This is a genomic window from Streptomyces sp. NPDC093225 (assembly GCF_044753805.1).
Taxonomy (GTDB): Bacteria; Actinomycetota; Actinomycetes; order Streptomycetales; family Streptomycetaceae; genus Streptomyces.
The window spans coordinates 1-15,742 of record NZ_JBIVNX010000057.1 but is presented as its reverse complement, the minus strand read 5'-3'; the positions used below and the strand labels follow the sequence as shown (position 1 = coordinate 15,742).

Genomic DNA, 15,742 nt, shown 5'->3' with positions numbered 1-15,742 from the left:
AAGCGCACCGCGCCGGGCCCCGCCTCTGACGAGGCGGGGCCCGGCGCTCGCGCTCGCGGTCGCAGTCGCAGTCGCAGTCGCAGTCGCAGTCGCAGTGCGAACCGTCGCAGCCACGGGGCGAACCGGGACGCCCGCCCGCCTCAGGCCGGCAGGCCCGCCCGCATCCGCCGGTCCCTGGGAGCCTGCGTACGTTCCAGGCGGGCGTCCAGCAGGCGGGCCGCCGCGTCGCAGCGGCCGTCCGCGGTCAGCGCGTACAGCAGCGTCTCCTCGACGACCTCGCGCTGCGCCGCGCTGCCGCCGACCCGGCGCAGGACGGGCAGGAGCGCGTCGAGGCCGCGGGCGGCCTCGCGGAAGCGTTCCTCGACGAGCGCGGCGAACGCCTCGCACAGGGGGGCGATGACCTCGCGCTGGACCTCGTCGGCGGCCGCCGCGTGGTCGCGCAGCCGGCGCAGGGCGGCCAGGTCGCCGACGGCGGTGAGGGTGATGGCGGAGTGCAGGGCGGTGAAGGCGGTCGCGGGCCGTTCCAGGACCTCCGCCTCCACCGCGTCCAGGACGTCCGCGGCGGGCAGGTCGCCGGACCAGCTGTCGCTGAGCCGGGCGCGCCACAGCAACGACCCCGAGTCCACCAGGGCCCGTACGCCGGTCACCCGGCCGGGGGCGAGCTGGGTGAACCAGCGCTTGCGCACGGCGGCGGGGTCGTCGAGGGCCAGCTCGTGCAGGGCGATGTGCCAGGAGAAGTGGGCCCGGTGCACGGCGCCGCGGCCCCGCCCGGCGACCCACCGTTCCAGCCAGTCGCGGCCCGCGCGGTGCGCGCCGGTCTCGTAGTGCACGTGGGCGAGCGCGTGCACGGCGTGCCCGGAGGCGGGCTCGGCGGCCAGGGCGCGGTGGGCGAGTTCGCCGGCCTCGTGCAGGCGGCCCTGCTCCTGGCGCAGGAACGCCAGCAGGGAGGTGTGGAACCAGTGGCCGTCGTACGCCGCGGAGGTCTGCTCGACCAGGCGCAGCGCGTAGTCGTCGTCGAGGTCGTCGACGCCGGAGAAGGCGATGGTGGGCACGGCCACGGCGAGGGCGAGCGCGTCGGCCGGGTGCTGCTCCAGGTGCCGTACGAGGGCGGCGTCGCCGTCGTCCCCGTGGACGCGGCGGGTGACGACCTCCACGAAGGAGCGCTCGCGTTCGCACGCGCGCTCCCGGGCGCAGCGCTGCGCCTCCGCCAGGGCCCGGGGTACGTCGACGGCGGCTCCGCACTCGTGTCCCAGCAGGGCGAGGGCCGCGTGCCCGAGGGCGAAGCCGGGGTCGAGGGCGACGGCGCGGGTGAGGGAGTCCTCGGCGCCCGAGCGGACCTTCAGGATGCGGTCCAGTCCGGTGCGGTAGGCGGCGGCCGCCTCGGCATGGGTGGACAGGGCGAGGCCGTGTCCGTCGAGCGGGCGGCGCGTCGCACGGCGCCGGGGGGCGAGCGGTGCGAGCAGCTCCCGGGCCAGGTCCGCCGCCTGGACGCGGATCTCGGGGATGGCGGTGGTCTCCCACAGCTCGCCGCGGCGCGGGGCGCCGAGGGTGTACACGGGCAGGCCGGTGCCCCCCGCCTCGTCGAGCAGGCGCCCGTCGACGGTGGCGACGCCCATGCCGAGCGGGCCGGGCACCGCGGCGCCGGCTTCGAACAGGGAGCGCCACACGGGGGCCTCCAGGCGCGGGCCCGGCCCCGTGCAGTCGAGGACCCAGCCCACGTGCAGGTCGCGCCCGCCGGAGAGGCCGACGTCCAGCGATCCGTCGGCGCGGACGTCGGCCCGGGTGACGGTGCCGGCGTGGACGGCCAGGCGGCGCGCGGTGCGGGCGCGCGCGATGGACTCGCCGGTGGCGGGCGCCATGCGGTGGCGGTGGGTGTTCCACAGCGCACCGTCGCGAGCGAGGAATTCGGCGCGCTCCTCGGGGGTGAGGCGGCGCCACAGTTCCGCAGTGTGCGGGCGCAGGCTGTCGAGCGCGGGGCGCCAGTCGCCGTGCAGGCGCACGGAGCGGGCGATGTGGCGGTAGACGGTGCGGCGCAGCCGTTCGAAGGAAGCGTCGTGGAGGCCTTCGGGGGCGGGCATGGGGCCGGCCGGGGTCAGGGTGTGCGGCTGGGGCATCAGGCCGTTGCGGGACACGGCGTGCACGGTGCGGCCGGGGCGTTCGAGGGTGAGGGCGAGGTCGACGGAGGTCAGGCCGCTGCCGACGAGGAGGACGTCGCTGTCGTCGGCGAGGGGTCCGTCCAGCGCGCCGCCGGCCCAGGGCTCCGCGATGAAGCGGGCGGCGGAACGCAGCTGCGCGGGGGCCCAGGCCGCGGTCGCCTCGGCGGGTCCGGTGGCCAGGACCGCGACGTCGGCGGCGAGCCGCGTCCCGTCGGCGAGCCGGAGGGTCACGCCGCCGTCCGGGGCCCCGGCGACGTGTTCGGCGCGGGTGGTCAGCCGGTGGACGGACACGGTGCCGTGCGCGCGGACGATGGCCTGGGCGAGCGTGTCGGCGAGGTAGGCGCCGTAGCGGTAGCGGGTCGCGAAGTGGGCGGCGGTGACGGTGGGTTCGCCGTGGCGACACAGCCACCGGGTGAAGTGGCCCGGGTCGTCGGGGTAGCCGCTCATGCCGCCCGCGGGCACGTTGAGGCGGTGTCCGGGATCCCGGGTGGAGTAGGCGATGCCGCGGCCCGCTTCGGGGGCCGGGTCGATCATGACGAGGTCGATGGGGGTGCGGCGGCGCGCGGCCGTCTCGCAGAGGTGGACGGCGGTCAGCGTGCCGGCCGCACCGGCGCCGACGACGGCCACCGTGTACCGCTCACGGACTGGACTCACGTATTCCTCCGGCAGTGATCGGCGGCGGGGCCGGCGGGATGGGGCTCCGCCTTCGGGGTCGTGCGCTTTTCCGACCGAGTAGGTAGGAAAAGCGCCCGCTAAGAGGAATCCCACCCGGTGCTCGAGGATCGCTCGGGAACCGGTCGTCGAGGGCCTGATCCGGAACCGGGGCGGGGCAGCGCGGACCGGCCCGGCCACGCGGGGCGGTCAGCGGGCGTCGGCCGCTGCCGCGAGGGCCGGGCGGACCTTGGTGAGGAGGAGCTCGAGGAAGCGGTCGGGGTGGCGGAAGGACGCGAAGTGACTGGCGTCCTCGATGAGGGCGAACTCCTTGACCGGGGCGCTGACCTGGTCGAAGAAGCGGCGGGCCGGGGCGACGGGCGTGATGACGTCGTGCGCGCCCTGGAAGACGAAGAACGGCAGCGCGAAGTCCGTGCCCTCGGCCCGTTCGTCGACGGTGGCGGTCGCCTGCGGCCCGAGGGGCGCGCAGAACTCCATGGCCTTCATGGAGCTGCGGACCTCGCGCAGGGTCAGCAGGGGCGAGGTCAGCATCGAGCCGAGGACCACCTTCTTGACGGTGTCGAGGGTGAGCGGGTCGGAGCCGACGGTGAGCTTGTTGATCTGCGACCACTGGTGCGCGGTCCCCGCCGACCGGTCCGCGCCCATCGCCGTGACCGCGGCCAGGTCCTTGCGCCTGCCGGCCCGGGTGAGCCGGTCGACCAGGGCGTCGTGGGCGGTGCGGTCGCGGCCGCCGTCGACGATGTTCTGGTCGGTGCCGACGTACGCGGCGTACAGCTCGGGGTGGCGGCGGGCCAGCCGCAGGCCGGTGACGGTGCCGAAGGAGCTGGCGAGCAGGACGACCTTGTCGACGCCGAGCCGGGCCCGGACGTGCTGGGTGACCTCCAGGGCGTCGGCCTCCAGGCGCTCCAGGGTCAGTTCGCCCTGGCCGGTCGGTCCGGTGCGCGCGAAGGTCTTGCCGGCGCCGCGCATGTCCCAGCGGACGAGCGTGAAGTGCTGCTCCCAGGAGCGGGTGCGGTGCGCATAGGGCAGGTTCGAGGCGCCGGGGCCGCCGTGCACCTCCAGGAGCACCGGGTTGCGCCGGTCCTCACCGCGGACGGAGACCCACTGGTCGATGCCGCCGATGCGGACGAAGCCGGACTCGTCGATGCCGTGGGAGCCGGTGATGCGCAGCCTGCGGGCGTGGGCGGCGCGCTTGACCTGCCGGTGGACCGCGAGGCCGGCGACGGGTGCGGCGAGGACGGCGGCCGAGGCGGTGGCGAGGACGGCGGCGAACATGGTTACCCCCATAAACTGTTTGCGTCGTAAGCAGTTTTGATGTGTTTAAGGTATACACAGTTTTGGGGGGCGTCAACGGCCTTCCGCAGCGCAGCCACGACCGAGGGGACCGCCATGGCCAGGACCACCACGACGCGCACCGGCACATCCGGCGGACCCGGCAAGGGCAGGGGACGCGAGGACCGGCCGCGCGACCTGCGGGCGAGCGTGGCGCTGCTGTGGGGCGAGCAGGAGCAGCCCACCCGCGGCCCCAAGCCCAGCCTGACCCCGGCCCGGATCGCCGGGGCCGCGGTGGCCCTCGCCGACGCCGAGGGCCTGGAGGCCGTCTCCATGAGCAAGGTGGCCGCCGGCTTCGAGGTCTCCGCGATGGCGCTGTACCGCTACGTGCCCGGCAAGGCCGAACTCGTCGAGCTGATGGTCGAGTCGGTCAGCGCCGAGCGCCCCGACCTGTCGTCCGCGGGCCCCGGCTGGCGGGAGGCCATCACGGCCTGGGCCCGCGTGATGCTCGGGGTCTACCGCGCGCACCCCTGGCTGCTGTCGGCCGTCGCGATGCGGCGCCAGGTCATGGGGCCGAACCAGCTCGGCTGGCTGGACGCGGCGCTCGCCGCGCTGGAGCCCACCGGCCTCACGGCCGCGCAGCGCCACCAGGTGTTCCTGCTGATCGTCGGCCAGGCGCGCGCCCTCGCCCAGCAGTCGGCCGACTTCGACCCCGAGCACGACCGGGAGTGGGGCCGCCTGACCGGCGAGCTGCTCGACCGGCACGCGGCCCGCTTCCCCGCCCTGACCAGGGCCATCGCCGACGGCGCGTTCGGGGCCCCGGCCGCCGACCCGCTCGCCGTGGGGCTGGAGCTCATCCTGGACGGCGTACAGGCGCTCATCGACCGGGAGGACGGGGCCGGGCCCGGCGCGGACCGGTGACCCCGCACGGCCGGAAGCCGGACCGAAGGCCGGGACCTATCCCGCGCGGAGGGCGGCGGCCGACTCCAGGAGACCGTCCCGCTCCAGCCGGTCCAGCACGTCACCCACGGCGCCGGGCGGATGGCGCCAGGAGTCGGCGATCTGCTGGACGGCGGCGAAGACCCGTTTCCGGTCGAGGTCGATCTGGGCGAGGACGAAGTCATCCGCGCAGACCGCTTCCACGTTCCAAGCCGCCAGCGCCGCGTCCGGGAAGTCCTTGGTGTTGTTGGTCACGATGATCTGAGCGCGCGACTTGATCGCGGCGGCGAGTACGTGGCGGTCGTCGCGGTCCGGAAGCTCCACGGCGGGCTCCAGCGGCTCGAAGTCCTTGACCAGACAATCCCGTACGGCGCGGATCATCAACTCGCGGGTCCGAGTCAGCTTGGCGGGATCGAGTTCCGGACGATTCGCCTGGAGGTTGACGAAGACCTCGTCCAGGATTCGATCAGTCCACTTCGCTTGGACCAGCCCCGCCTGCGCTATGCGGATCAGGAGGTCGCGCAGCGTGCTCGGGTACAGGACGCAGGCGTCGTAGACCACGATGAACGCCACGGTTCAGATCAGCCCCATCTCCTGGTTCAGGGCTGTCAGTTCGTCCGCCGCCTCCCGCCGCCGCCGGTCGTCCCGGCGCTGGTACTCGAGCAAGGACTGCGCCTTGATCCGACGGTGGGTGCCGACCTTCCGGTAGTCGATCTCCCCGGCGTCCAGGAGTCCGATCAGGAACGGCCGGGAGACGTTCAACATGTCGGCGGCTTGCTGCGTGGTCAGCTCCGCATGCTCGGGGACGATGGAAACGGCGCGACCGGCCGCCATGTGGCTCAGCACCGTCGCCAACAGTTCCACCGCCTCGCGCGGCAGCTCGAGGTCGGCGTTTCCTTCCTCGATCCGGAACCGGATCCGCTCGGCGTGAGGCGAGCGGGCGAGGGACCTCTTCACGGGCCGCAGCGCCCGGGCCGCGAAGTCTGCGTCCGCCCCGGACGGGGTGGCGGCCCGAGCGGTCGATGGGCTCATGTGCACCCGTCCCTTCGTGCGACGGCCAGGCGGTCCCAGCCGACCCATTAAACGAAGTATCCGCAATATTCGAAGTAAACGCAACACGCCGCCGGCAGGTCCGTCCCCGAAGGCTTCCCGACCGCACCCATCGCGGGCGCGGGAGTCACCCGGACGGGCCGATTCCGGGCGTGGCACGGGGGGTACGGAACGGCCGTCCTCACCCTCCCGACCCGATGGAGCGCAGCCCGTGCCCGAGAAGACCGGCCCCTACAAGGCAGGTACGCCCTGCTGGATCGACCTGATGGTCCCGGACCAGCAGCGCGCGATCGACTTCTACCGCGACCTCTTCGGCTGGCAGGGCGAGATCGGGCCGCCGGAGACCGGCGGCTACGCGGTCTGCTCGCTCCAGGGCAGGCCGGTCGCAGGGATCATGGCCGCCATGAACCCGGACGGCACCACCCCCGACCCGATGCCCCCGGCGGTCTGGACGACGTACCTGGCCACGGACGGGGTCGACGAGACCCTCGCGAAGGCCGGCGACGCCGGCGGCAAGGTCGTCATGCCGGCCGCGGACGTCATGGACCTGGGCCGCATGGCGGTCGTGGCCGACCCGCAGGGGGCGGTGTTCGGCCTGTGGGAGGCGAAGTCGTTCTCCGGTGCCGGGACCGTCAACGAGCCGGGCGCGCTCATCTGGAACGAGCTGAGCACCACCGACACGGACGCCGCGGGCCGGTTCTACGCGGCCGCGCTGCCGATGGCCCCGAAGCCGTCCGAGATGGAGGGCGCCGAGGGCTACACCGAGTGGCTGGTCGACGGTCGGGCCGTCGGCGGCATGATGACCTTGGAGAAGGCGCCGCCCGGGACGCCTCCGCACTGGATGGCGTACTTCTGCGTGGACGACGTCGACGGCGTGGTCGCCGCGGCGGTGCGGGCGGACGCCGACGTCCTGGCGCCCCCGTTCGACATGGTGGCCGGCCGGATGGCCGTGCTGGCCGACCCGCAGGGCGCGGTGTTCTCGGTCATCGCCGCCACGGAGCCGCAGCAACCCGCCTGACCGCGCCGAGGGCCCGGTGCCGTTCCGCGCGTCGTCGCGGATCGGCACCGGGACCGGGGCCGGGCCTCCGGGAGGACGTCAGGACCAGAGGTTCCTGCGCTGCTCGCGGAGGGACGGGAAGGAGTCGAGGTCCGGGACGGTCCAGCCGTCGAGGTCGTACTCCTCCAGGCACTTCTCGGCGAAACCGCGGTACTCGTCCAGCTGCCCGCTGGCGGCCTGCGCCTGCAGGATGTCGGTGCGTACCTGCTCGTGGTTGCCGGAGTAGTTGCGCTCGTACAGCTCGTGCCGGCCGCCGAACTCGGTGCCGACCGCGTCCCACAGGAGCTTCATGAGCTTGACGCGGCTGACGGAGTCGTAGCCGTTCGAACCGCGCACGTACTTGTCGAGGTACGGGCGGATCTCGGGGTTCTTGAAGTCCTCCGCGCTGGAGTTGACGTAGATCAGGCCGCTGGCCACGTCCTGCTGGATGATCTCCTTGATCCGCGGATAGCCGATGGTCATGAACCAGCGGTACGCCATGCCGTAGTCGAGCCGCGGCAACAGCGCGCCGTCCTTCCACTCCTGCGGGTTGCGGGCGGCCGCGTCGGACAGGGCCCAGAACATGTTGCGCCAGGCCAGCACCTCGCCGACGCGTGACTGGATGCCGCGGAAGTCCTTGGAGCCGGTCATGTCGACCGCCTTGAGCAGCAGCCCCGCAATGAAGTCGATCTTGACGGCGAGGCGGATCGCGCCGTGGAAGGTGAGCCGCTCCAGGAAGCCGGACTGCGGGGCGAAGCCGTTGACCTTGTCCACGTCCCCGTAGAGGAAGACGTTCTCCCAGGGGATGAGGACCTTGTCCATCACGAAGATGGTGTCGTTCTCGTCCAGGCGCGAGGAGAGCGGGTAGTCGAAGGGGCTGCCGACGGCCGCCGCGGCGGCGGCGTACGACGGGCGGCAGATCAGCTTCAGGCCCGCGCTGCCCATGGGGACGGTGGCGACGAGGGCGAACTTCTTGTCGCGCAGCGGCAGGCCGTAGTGCGAGATGAAGTTGAAGTGGGTGATGGCGGAACCGGTGGCCACGACCTTGGCACCGGAGACGACCAGGCCGGCGTCGGTCTCCTTCTCCACGTGCACGAACACGTCCTGCACCTGCTCGGTGGGCAGGTGGCGGTCGACGGGCGGGTGGATGATGGCGTGGTTCCAGAAGAGGACCTTCTCCTGCGACTCCCGGTACCAGCGGCGGGCGTTGTCCTCGAAGGGCGCGTAGTACTCCGTGTTCGCGCCCAGGGTGCCCAGGAAGGCGGCCTTGTAGTCGGGGCTGCGGCCCATCCAGCCGTACGTCATCCGCGCCCACTCGGCGATGGCCTCGCGGTCCTCGACGAGGTCCTGGACGCTGCGCGGGGTGCGGAAGAACTTGTGCGTCCAGCCGTCGCTGCCGGTGTCGGTGCGGGTCGTGAGCACGTCCTTCTTCGCCGGGTCGTGCAGGGCGTCGTACAGACGGGCCGTCATCAACGCGGCGTTGCGGAAGGCGGGGTGCGCGGTGACGTCCTTGACGCGGTCCCCGTAGAGGTAGATCGCGCGGTCGTCGCGCAGGCTCTCCAGGTACTCGGCGCCGGTGAGGGGGCGGGTGGTGCGGGCGGCCGGGTCGGGAGCGTGCGGGGCGGGGTCGGTGAGCGTCATGTCCTCTTCTTCCTCGAACGGTCGGGGGTGCGGGTGCCGTGTGCTTCGGGCGGTGCGGGCGCTTCGCCTCGGGTGGTCCGGGCTCTTCACCTCGGCCGCGTGGGCGCTTCGCCTCAGGCGGTCCGGGCGCCGCCGAGGGCTGCGAAGTCGGCCGTCCAGCCGTGGGCGGGCCCGTCGAGCGAGCCGGTCCATGCGGCGGTGGCGGCGGCCGCGGGGCGGCGGAAGCCGCCGAGCGCGCCGGAGTGGAAGACCAGCGGCTCGCCGCCGGGCGCGTCGAAGCGGACGACCCGGCCGACGTAGAGCACGTGGTCGCCCCCGTCGTACGCCGCCCAGGGGGCGCAGCCGAAGTACGCCGCGGCGCCCGCGAGGCGGGGGGCACGGGGGTCGCCCTCCCAACGCGGCTCGGGTTGCGGCCGCGTGCCCCCCGGCCCCGCGGCGCGACCCGGTGCGCCGGCGAACAGCAGGGCGAGGTCGCGCTGGCCCGCCGCGAGGACGTTCACCCCGAACGGGGCGTCGGCGAGCCGGGCGCAGCTGCGGCTGCGCCGGTCCAGGCTGACCAGGACCAGTGGGGGGTCGAGCGAGACCGAGGTGAAGGAGCTGACGGTGGCGCCGTGGACGGCGGCCCCGTCGCGGGTGGCGACCACGGTGACGCCGGAGGCGAACTGCCCGAGGGCGGTGCGCAGGGCGCGCGGGTCGACGTCCGGGGGCGCAGGGGGGCTCGCGTGCGGAGTCACAGGTGTGCTCACGGGTGTGCTCCTCGAATCCTCGGGGGAAATCCGGTGAATAAGGTTCCGGTCGAGCGGGAAAGTCTGTTTCCGAGCCGGACGGAAACCTGTCCGATCATTTTTCCGGGGTTTCCGGAATTTCAATGAGCGGCCGCGCGGGCGACCCCACGCGAGCATTGTTCCAGGACTCTCTGAAGAAACGCTCCAGGGAACTCAATCCCCGTCGAGCGGCTTGACGCATGGCCATTTCGCGTTCTAGTTTTCCGACTTGTCGCTGGTCATCCGGTACTGCCTGTCCCGACCGAGGGGTCCACCATGCGTATTCAGGTAGAAGTGAACGAGGCACTTCAGGACTACGTGGCGAGCATTTCGCTGCGCGAGCCGGAGGTTTTGAAGGACCTCCGGGCCGAGACCTCGAAGCTCCCTCTGTCCCTCATGCAGATATCGCCCGAGCAGGGCCAGTTCATTTCCCTGCTGGTGAAGGCGACCGGAGCGAAGAAGGCGCTGGAGGTCGGTGTTTTCACCGGCTACAGCCTGATCGCCACCGCGCTCGCGCTGCCGGAGGGCGGCACGGTGACCGCCCTCGACATCAGCGAGGAGTGGACCGCGATCGCCCGCGAGTACGCCGAGCGGGCCGGCGTCGCGGACCGGATCGACCTGCGGATCGGCGACGCGCGGGCCTCCCTGGACGCACTGCTGACGCGGGAGGGCGAGGCGGGCAGCTACGACTTCGTCTTCATCGACGCCGACAAGGAGAACTACTGGGCGTACTACGAGGCCGCGCTGGCGCTGCTGCGGCCCGGGGGCCTGGTCGTGGTGGACAACGTGCTGTGGCACGGGGCCGTGCTCGACCCGGCGGCGCAGGACTCCGAGACGGTCGCGCTGCGGGCGTTCAACGCGAAGGTGCGGGACGACGACCGGGTGGAGCTGAGCGTGCTGCCGGTCGCCGACGGGCTGACCTTCGCGCTCAAGCGCTGACGCTCCGCGGGTGGGGCGGGCTCCCCTGCCGGGGTTGCCCCGGGGGTCGTCCTAGGAGTTGCCCTGCGGGGCCGGTCCCCTGCCCACCCTTCCTCCGTTCCCCGGGGCTCCGCCCCGGACCCCGCGCCCCGAACGCCGGCGAGGCTGAGTCCGGCGGGGACTGAACCCGACCTCACCGAAGGAATTTTCGACCATGTCGCAGAACAGAGCCGGGCTGCACCGGCGACGCTTCCTCATCGGAGCCGCCGGTGTGGGCGGGGCCGCCGCACTCGGGCTCGACGGGACGGCGTCCGCGGCGGACCCCGCCGCCGCGGACGCCGTACCCGCCCTCGCCACCGTCGGTGCGGTGACCGTCACCTCCGCCGACCAGCAGTACCCGGACCTGGTCCGGGCCCTGAACGCCCGGTACGTGGCCAAGCCCGAGTCGGTGCGCATGGTCGACGCCCCCTCGCAGGTGGCGCCGATCGTCCAGGAGGCCGTCAAGGGCAACAAGCGCCTGACCATCCGCAGCGGCGGCCACTGCCTGGAGGACTTCGTCTACAACTCCAGCACGCAGATCGTCCTCGACATGTCGAAGATGAACTCCGTCTACTACTACTCCCAGCTCAACGCGGTGGCGGTGGAGGCCGGCGCCCGGCTGCTGGACGTGTACGAGAAGCTGTACTCCTGCTACGGCATCACCATCCCCGGCGGCATCTGCTACTCGGTCGGCGTCGGCGGGCACGTCGCGGGCGGCGGCTGGGGCATGCTCGTACGCCGCAACGGGCTCGTCGTGGACCACCTGTACGCCGTCGAGGTGGTCACCGTCGCGGCCGACGGCAGCGTCAAGACGGTCATCGCCACCCGCGAGGCCACCGACCCCAACCGCGACCTGTGGTGGGCCCACACCGGTGGCGGCGGCGGCACGTTCGGCGTCGTCACCCGCTACTTCTTCCGCTCCCCCGACGCCACCGGCACCGACCCGAAGGGGCTGCTGCCCAAGCCGCCGGCCGAGGTGCTGTTCAGCGCGGTGTCGTGGGCGTGGAGCGACCTCACGCAGGACGAGTTCACCCGGCTCATACAGAACTACGCGTCCTGGCACGTGACCAACATCGGCGCGAACAGCCCGACCCGCTTCCTGACCAGCTTCCTGCTGCTCAACCACAGGTCGAACGGTCAGATCGGCCTGGTCACCCAGGTCGACGCCACCGCCCCGGACGCGCGCAAGCTGCTGGACGACTACCTCGCGTACATGAGCGCGGGCATCACCACCGACGCCGGCGCGCTCACGCAGCCGATGGGCGAGATGTCGGCCATGCCGCAGTTCGCCGAGCCGCGCCGGATGCCGTGGCTGCAGGCCACCCGCTTCTCCAGCACCACGAACCCGCTGCTCAACGACCCCACGCTGCGGGCCGAGTACAAGTCGGCGTACATGAAGGCGACCTTCCCCAAGGCCCAGGCGGACGCCCTCTACAAGCACCTGACCCGCACCGACATCGACAACCCGAAGATCAACATCCAGCTCACGCCGTACGGCGGCCGGGTCAACGCGCTCTCCGACACCGACACCGCCTGCGCGCACCGCGGCGCGGCCTTCAAGATGCTGTGGTCGGTGCTCTGGAACGATCCGGCCGAGGACGCGAAGTACATCGCCTGGACGCGGGAGAGCTACGCGGAGACGTACGCCGACACCGGCGGCGTACCGGTGCCGAACGCGGTGACCGACGGCTGCTACGTCAACTACCCCGACGCCGACCTCAACGACCCGGCGTACAACAAGTCGGCCGTGCCGTGGCACGACCTGTACTTCAAGGGCAACTACGCCAAGTTGCAGCAGGTGAAGAAGAAGTACGACCCGCGGGACTTCTTCCGGCACACGCAGTCGGTGCGGCTGCCGGCGGCCTGAGGCCGGGTCCCGCGCGGGACTCCCCGGGCATCCGAGTACGAGCGCAATCGGCTGGGTGCCCGGGGCACACCGTGATCTTTAGCGTGAAACGCGTTGAAATTCTTGAACTTTGGAGGGGGAACCATGGCCAAGGCCAAGGCCGAGGGCACGGGCGGCATCGGCAGGCGCGGCTTCCTGGCGGGCGGTGCGGCGACCTCCGGCGCCGCACTGCTCACCGGGACGGCCGGTGCCGTCGCCGCCCCGGCCCGCGCCGCCGACGGCACCGCGGTCGCGCTCGCGGAGCCGATCACCGCGGTGACCCCAGGCGACAAGCGGTACAAGGACCTCGTACGGGGCTGGAACCAGCGCTGGGTCGCCAACCCCGAGACCGTCTTCCTCGCCGAGACCACCGCGCAGGTGCAGCAGGTGGTCCAGACGGCCGTGAAGGGCAACAAGCGGCTGACCGTGCGCGGCGGCGGGCACTGCTGGGAGGACTGGGTCTTCAACCCGGACGTCCGGGTCATCCTCGACATGACCAAGATGAACAAGGTGTACTTCGACTCCGCGAAGAACGCCATCTGCGTCGAGGCCGGCTCCCAGCTGCTCAACGTGTACGAGCGGATGTACCGCACCTGGGGCGTCATCGTCCCGGCCGGCATGTGCTTCCAGGTCGGCGCCGGCGGCCACGTCAGCGGCGGCGGCTGGGGCCTGCTGTGCCGCCAGCTCGGCCTGGTGGTGGACCACCTGTACGGCGTCGAGGTCGTGTCGGTCGACGCCGACGGCACCGCGCGCGTGCACGTGGCCACCCGCGAGGCCGAGGACCCGCACCGCGACCTGTGGTGGGCGCACACCGGCGGGGGCGGCGGCAACTTCGGCGTCATCACCCGCTTCTGGTTCCGCTCCCCCGGCGCCACCGGCACCGACCCGGCCAAGCTGCTGCCGCAGCCCCCGTCCGAGGTGCTGCTGAGCGCGGTGTCGTGGCCGTGGGCGGAGATGACCAAGGACCGCTTCGCGCGCCTGGTGAAGAACTACGGCGAGTGGCACGCCAAGTACCTCAAGCCCGGCACCGCCAACGACAACCTGGTCAGCATGCTCGCGCTGAACCACAAGTCCAACGGGTACATCGGCCTGGTCACCCAGGTGGACGCCACCATCCCGAACGCCCAGCAGGTCCTCGACGACTTCCTCGCCGAGATGACCAAGGGCCTCGACGTCGCGCACCAGCCGCTGGCCACCCACATGGGCGAGCTCTCCGCGATGCCGGAGCTGGCCAAGCCGCGCCGGATGCCGTGGCTGCAGGCCACCCGCTACATGGGGACGACGAACCCGACGCTGAACGACCCGAGCCTCAAGGGCGACTTCAAGTCCTCGTACTACAAGACGGCGATGCCGGACGCGCACATCGACGCGTTCTACCAGCACCTGACCCGCGACGACCTCGTCAACACCACCGCCTCGGTGCTGCTGAGCTCGTTCGGCGGCAAGGTCAACGCGGTGGCCCAGGACGCCACGGCCGCCGCGCACCGCGACGCCGCGTACAAGGCCGCCTGGATGATCTGGTGGACCGACCCGGCGGACGAGGCGATCTCGCTCAAGTGGATCCGCGAGTTCTTCCACGGCGTGTACGCCGACACGGGCGGCGTGCCGGTCATCAACGACGTGACCGACGGCTGCTACGTCAACTATCCGGACATCGACCTGCACGACCCGCAGTTCAACAAGTCCGCCACGCCCTGGCACGAGCTGTACTACAAGGGCAACTACGCGAAGCTGCAGCAGGTCAAGAAGAAGTACGACCCGCGCAACGTCTTCCGCCACAGCCAGTCCATCCAGCTCCCGGCCTCGTGAGCGGGACCTCCCGGTGAGTGACGAGACGACGACGTACGGCCCCCGGCGCACCGACGCCGGGGGCCGTACGGCCGTACCGGGCCCCGCCGACGCGTCGCGGGCGGGGCGGCCGGCGTCCGCGGCCGACCGGCCGGGCGACCGGCGCGGCGGCTGGCCGGCGGTGGCGGCCGTGGCGCTGGGGTCGCTGGCCCTGGTGCTCTCGGAGCTGCTGCCGGTCGGGGCGCTGCCGGCCATCGCGGCGGACCTCGGGGTGAGCACCGGCACGGCGGGCCTGCTGGTGGTCGTGCCGGGCCTCGCGGCCGCCGTGGCCGCGCCCGTCCTGACGGTGGCCTCCCGGCGCTTCGACCGCCGGCCCGTCCTGTGGACGTTGGCCGCGCTGACGGTGGTCGCGGACGTGGTGTGCGCGCTGGCGCCGAACCTGGCCGCCGTGCTGGCCGGCCGGCTGCTGCTGGGTCTGGCCCTGGGCGGGTTCTGGGCGGTGGGCGCCGCGGCGGCGGGCCGGCTGGTACCGCCGGCGGCGGTGCACCGGGCCTCCTCGCTGGTCACCGCCGGCATCTCGGTGGGTACGGTGGCCAGCCTGCCGCTCGCGGCCCTGGCCGCGCGCACCGGCTCCGCCGGCTCCGGCGACGGAACCGGCTGGCGGGTGGCGTTCGCGGCCGCCGGGGTGCTGGGGCTGCTGGCCCTCGGGGCGCAGCTGCGGTTCCTGCCCCGCCTGCCGGCCGGTGCCGTGGCGGGCGTACGCGCACTGCTGGCCGTACCGCGGCGGCCGGCGGCCCGGGCCGGGCTGCTGGCCACCTGCCTCGTGTTCCTGGGCCACTTCGCGGCGTACACGTACATCGCGCCGTACCTGCAGCGGAACGCGCACCTCGGTGCGGGGGCGGTCGCCGGGCTGCTGCTGGCGTACGGACTGGCCGGCATCGCGGGCAACTTCCTCGCCGGTCTGACCCTGGCCCGTACGGTGCCGGGCACGGTGTGCGGCGCGTCCGCGGCGCTGGCCGCCGTCGCCGGGGCGCTCCCCCTGTGCGCCGGTTCGCCCCTGCTGGTGGCCGTGCTGGTCACGGTGTGGGGCGCGGCGTTCGGCGCGGTGCCGCTGAGCCTGCAGACGGCGCTGGCGGGTTCGGTCCCGGAGGCTCCGGAGAGCGCGCTGGCGGTGTTCGTGACGGCGGTCCAACTGTCCCTGGCGGCGGGCTCGCTCCTGGGCGGCCTGGTGGCCGACGGCCCCGGCATCCCGACGGCCCTGGCCACGGGCGCGGCACTGACGGGTTCGGCGGCGGTGGCGGCGGTGCTGTTGCGGGGGCGCCCGGTGCGGGGGAGCGCCGCCTGACACCCCGTGGAGTGTGGGGCGCGCCGCTGACACCCTGCCCCGTGGTGTGCGGGGGCGGCCGGTCAGGAGGAGCACCGTCCGACACCCCGTCGAGTGCCGGGGTGCTCCCTCCGCCACCCCGCCCCGTGGTGTGTGGGGGAGCCGCTTGACGCGTCGTGGCAGGCTGGTCCGGAGGCAGGCCCGGGCCTGGGGTGGCCGCAGGCCAGGCCGAAGGCCCGAAGCCCCAGGGGTGGGCCT

12 protein-coding genes are annotated in these 15,742 nt (G+C 72.9%); 6 read left to right on the top strand and 6 right to left on the bottom strand.

Translation table 11 applies throughout. The features are described from left to right. Nucleotides 1-140: 140 nt before the first annotated feature. A complete protein-coding gene (locus ACIQCH_RS33155) occupies nucleotides 141-2,810 on the bottom strand; it encodes an FAD/NAD(P)-binding protein (RefSeq protein ID WP_402587115.1) in 2,670 nt (889 codons plus the stop codon). Between the two features lie 207 nt (nucleotides 2,811-3,017). Then, complete coding sequence (locus ACIQCH_RS33150) at nucleotides 3,018-4,103, bottom strand: alpha/beta fold hydrolase (RefSeq protein WP_402587113.1); 1,086 nt, start codon at nucleotides 4,101-4,103, stop codon at nucleotides 3,018-3,020. A gap of 114 nt (nucleotides 4,104-4,217) precedes the next feature. Here ACIQCH_RS33150 and ACIQCH_RS33145 point away from each other — a divergent pair, with 114 nt between their 5' ends. Then, the gene (locus ACIQCH_RS33145; RefSeq protein ID WP_402587111.1) at nucleotides 4,218-5,021 is read left to right on the top strand and encodes a TetR/AcrR family transcriptional regulator; all 804 of its coding nucleotides are present in this window, start codon (nucleotides 4,218-4,220) and stop codon (nucleotides 5,019-5,021) included. A gap of 36 nt (nucleotides 5,022-5,057) precedes the next feature. Here ACIQCH_RS33145 and ACIQCH_RS33140 read toward each other — a convergent pair whose 3' ends face one another. Continuing rightward, entirely contained in the window at nucleotides 5,058-5,612 is a 555-nt protein-coding gene (locus tag ACIQCH_RS33140; protein ID WP_402587110.1) for a PIN domain-containing protein, read from the bottom strand. A 3-nt stretch (nucleotides 5,613-5,615) separates the two neighbouring features. Continuing rightward, complete coding sequence (locus ACIQCH_RS33135; RefSeq protein WP_402587108.1) at nucleotides 5,616-6,071, bottom strand: helix-turn-helix domain-containing protein; 456 nt, start codon at nucleotides 6,069-6,071, stop codon at nucleotides 5,616-5,618. A gap of 229 nt (nucleotides 6,072-6,300) precedes the next feature. On the opposite strand from ACIQCH_RS33135, the gene ACIQCH_RS33130 reads away from it, so the two are divergent. Then, nucleotides 6,301-7,107: a VOC family protein gene (locus ACIQCH_RS33130; protein ID WP_402587106.1), complete on the top strand. Its 807-nt coding sequence runs from the start codon at nucleotides 6,301-6,303 to the stop codon at nucleotides 7,105-7,107. Between the two features lie 78 nt (nucleotides 7,108-7,185). On the opposite strand, the gene ACIQCH_RS33125 is transcribed toward ACIQCH_RS33130, so the two are convergent. Then, nucleotides 7,186-8,766: a 4-hydroxyphenylacetate 3-hydroxylase N-terminal domain-containing protein gene (locus tag ACIQCH_RS33125; RefSeq protein ID WP_402587104.1), complete on the bottom strand. Its 1,581-nt coding sequence runs from the start codon at nucleotides 8,764-8,766 to the stop codon at nucleotides 7,186-7,188. A gap of 113 nt (nucleotides 8,767-8,879) precedes the next feature. After that, nucleotides 8,880-9,512 (bottom strand): flavin reductase family protein, encoded by a 633-nt coding sequence (locus ACIQCH_RS33120; RefSeq protein ID WP_402587102.1) that lies wholly within the window; start codon nucleotides 9,510-9,512, stop codon nucleotides 8,880-8,882. Between the two features lie 294 nt (nucleotides 9,513-9,806). On the opposite strand from ACIQCH_RS33120, the gene ACIQCH_RS33115 reads away from it, so the two are divergent. From ACIQCH_RS33115 to ACIQCH_RS33100, 4 genes are all read left to right on the top strand, one after another. Next, complete coding sequence (locus tag ACIQCH_RS33115; protein WP_402587100.1) at nucleotides 9,807-10,469, top strand: class I SAM-dependent methyltransferase; 663 nt, start codon at nucleotides 9,807-9,809, stop codon at nucleotides 10,467-10,469. A gap of 193 nt (nucleotides 10,470-10,662) precedes the next feature. Further along, complete coding sequence (locus ACIQCH_RS33110; RefSeq protein WP_402587098.1) at nucleotides 10,663-12,354, top strand: FAD-binding oxidoreductase; 1,692 nt, start codon at nucleotides 10,663-10,665, stop codon at nucleotides 12,352-12,354. A 123-nt stretch (nucleotides 12,355-12,477) separates the two neighbouring features. Next, nucleotides 12,478-14,181 carry an FAD-binding protein gene (locus ACIQCH_RS33105; protein WP_402587096.1) on the top strand — a complete coding sequence of 568 codons (1,704 nt, stop codon included), beginning with the start codon at nucleotides 12,478-12,480 and terminating at the stop codon, nucleotides 14,179-14,181. Nucleotides 14,182-14,194: 13 nt separating this feature from the next. Further along, on the top strand, nucleotides 14,195-15,505 hold the full coding sequence (locus tag ACIQCH_RS33100) for an MFS transporter (protein ID WP_402587094.1): 1,311 nt from the start codon (nucleotides 14,195-14,197) through the stop codon (nucleotides 15,503-15,505). Nucleotides 15,506-15,742: the final 237 nt, after the last annotated feature.

Excerpts from the sequence above, each read along its gene's own strand:
- ACIQCH_RS33125 (WP_402587104.1), bottom strand. The coding sequence starts at position 8,766 with ATGACGCTCACCGACCCCGCCCCGCACGCTCCCGACCCGGCCGCCCGC.
- ACIQCH_RS33135 (WP_402587108.1), bottom strand. The coding sequence starts at position 6,071 with ATGAGCCCATCGACCGCTCGGGCCGCCACCCCGTCCGGGGCGGACGCA.
- ACIQCH_RS33150 (WP_402587113.1), bottom strand. The coding sequence starts at position 4,103 with ATGTTCGCCGCCGTCCTCGCCACCGCCTCGGCCGCCGTCCTCGCCGCA.
- ACIQCH_RS33115 (WP_402587100.1), top strand. The coding sequence starts at position 9,807 with ATGCGTATTCAGGTAGAAGTGAACGAGGCACTTCAGGACTACGTGGCG.
- ACIQCH_RS33110 (WP_402587098.1), top strand. The coding sequence starts at position 10,663 with ATGTCGCAGAACAGAGCCGGGCTGCACCGGCGACGCTTCCTCATCGGA.
- ACIQCH_RS33145 (WP_402587111.1), top strand. The coding sequence starts at position 4,218 with ATGGCCAGGACCACCACGACGCGCACCGGCACATCCGGCGGACCCGGC.
- ACIQCH_RS33105 (WP_402587096.1), top strand. The coding sequence starts at position 12,478 with ATGGCCAAGGCCAAGGCCGAGGGCACGGGCGGCATCGGCAGGCGCGGC.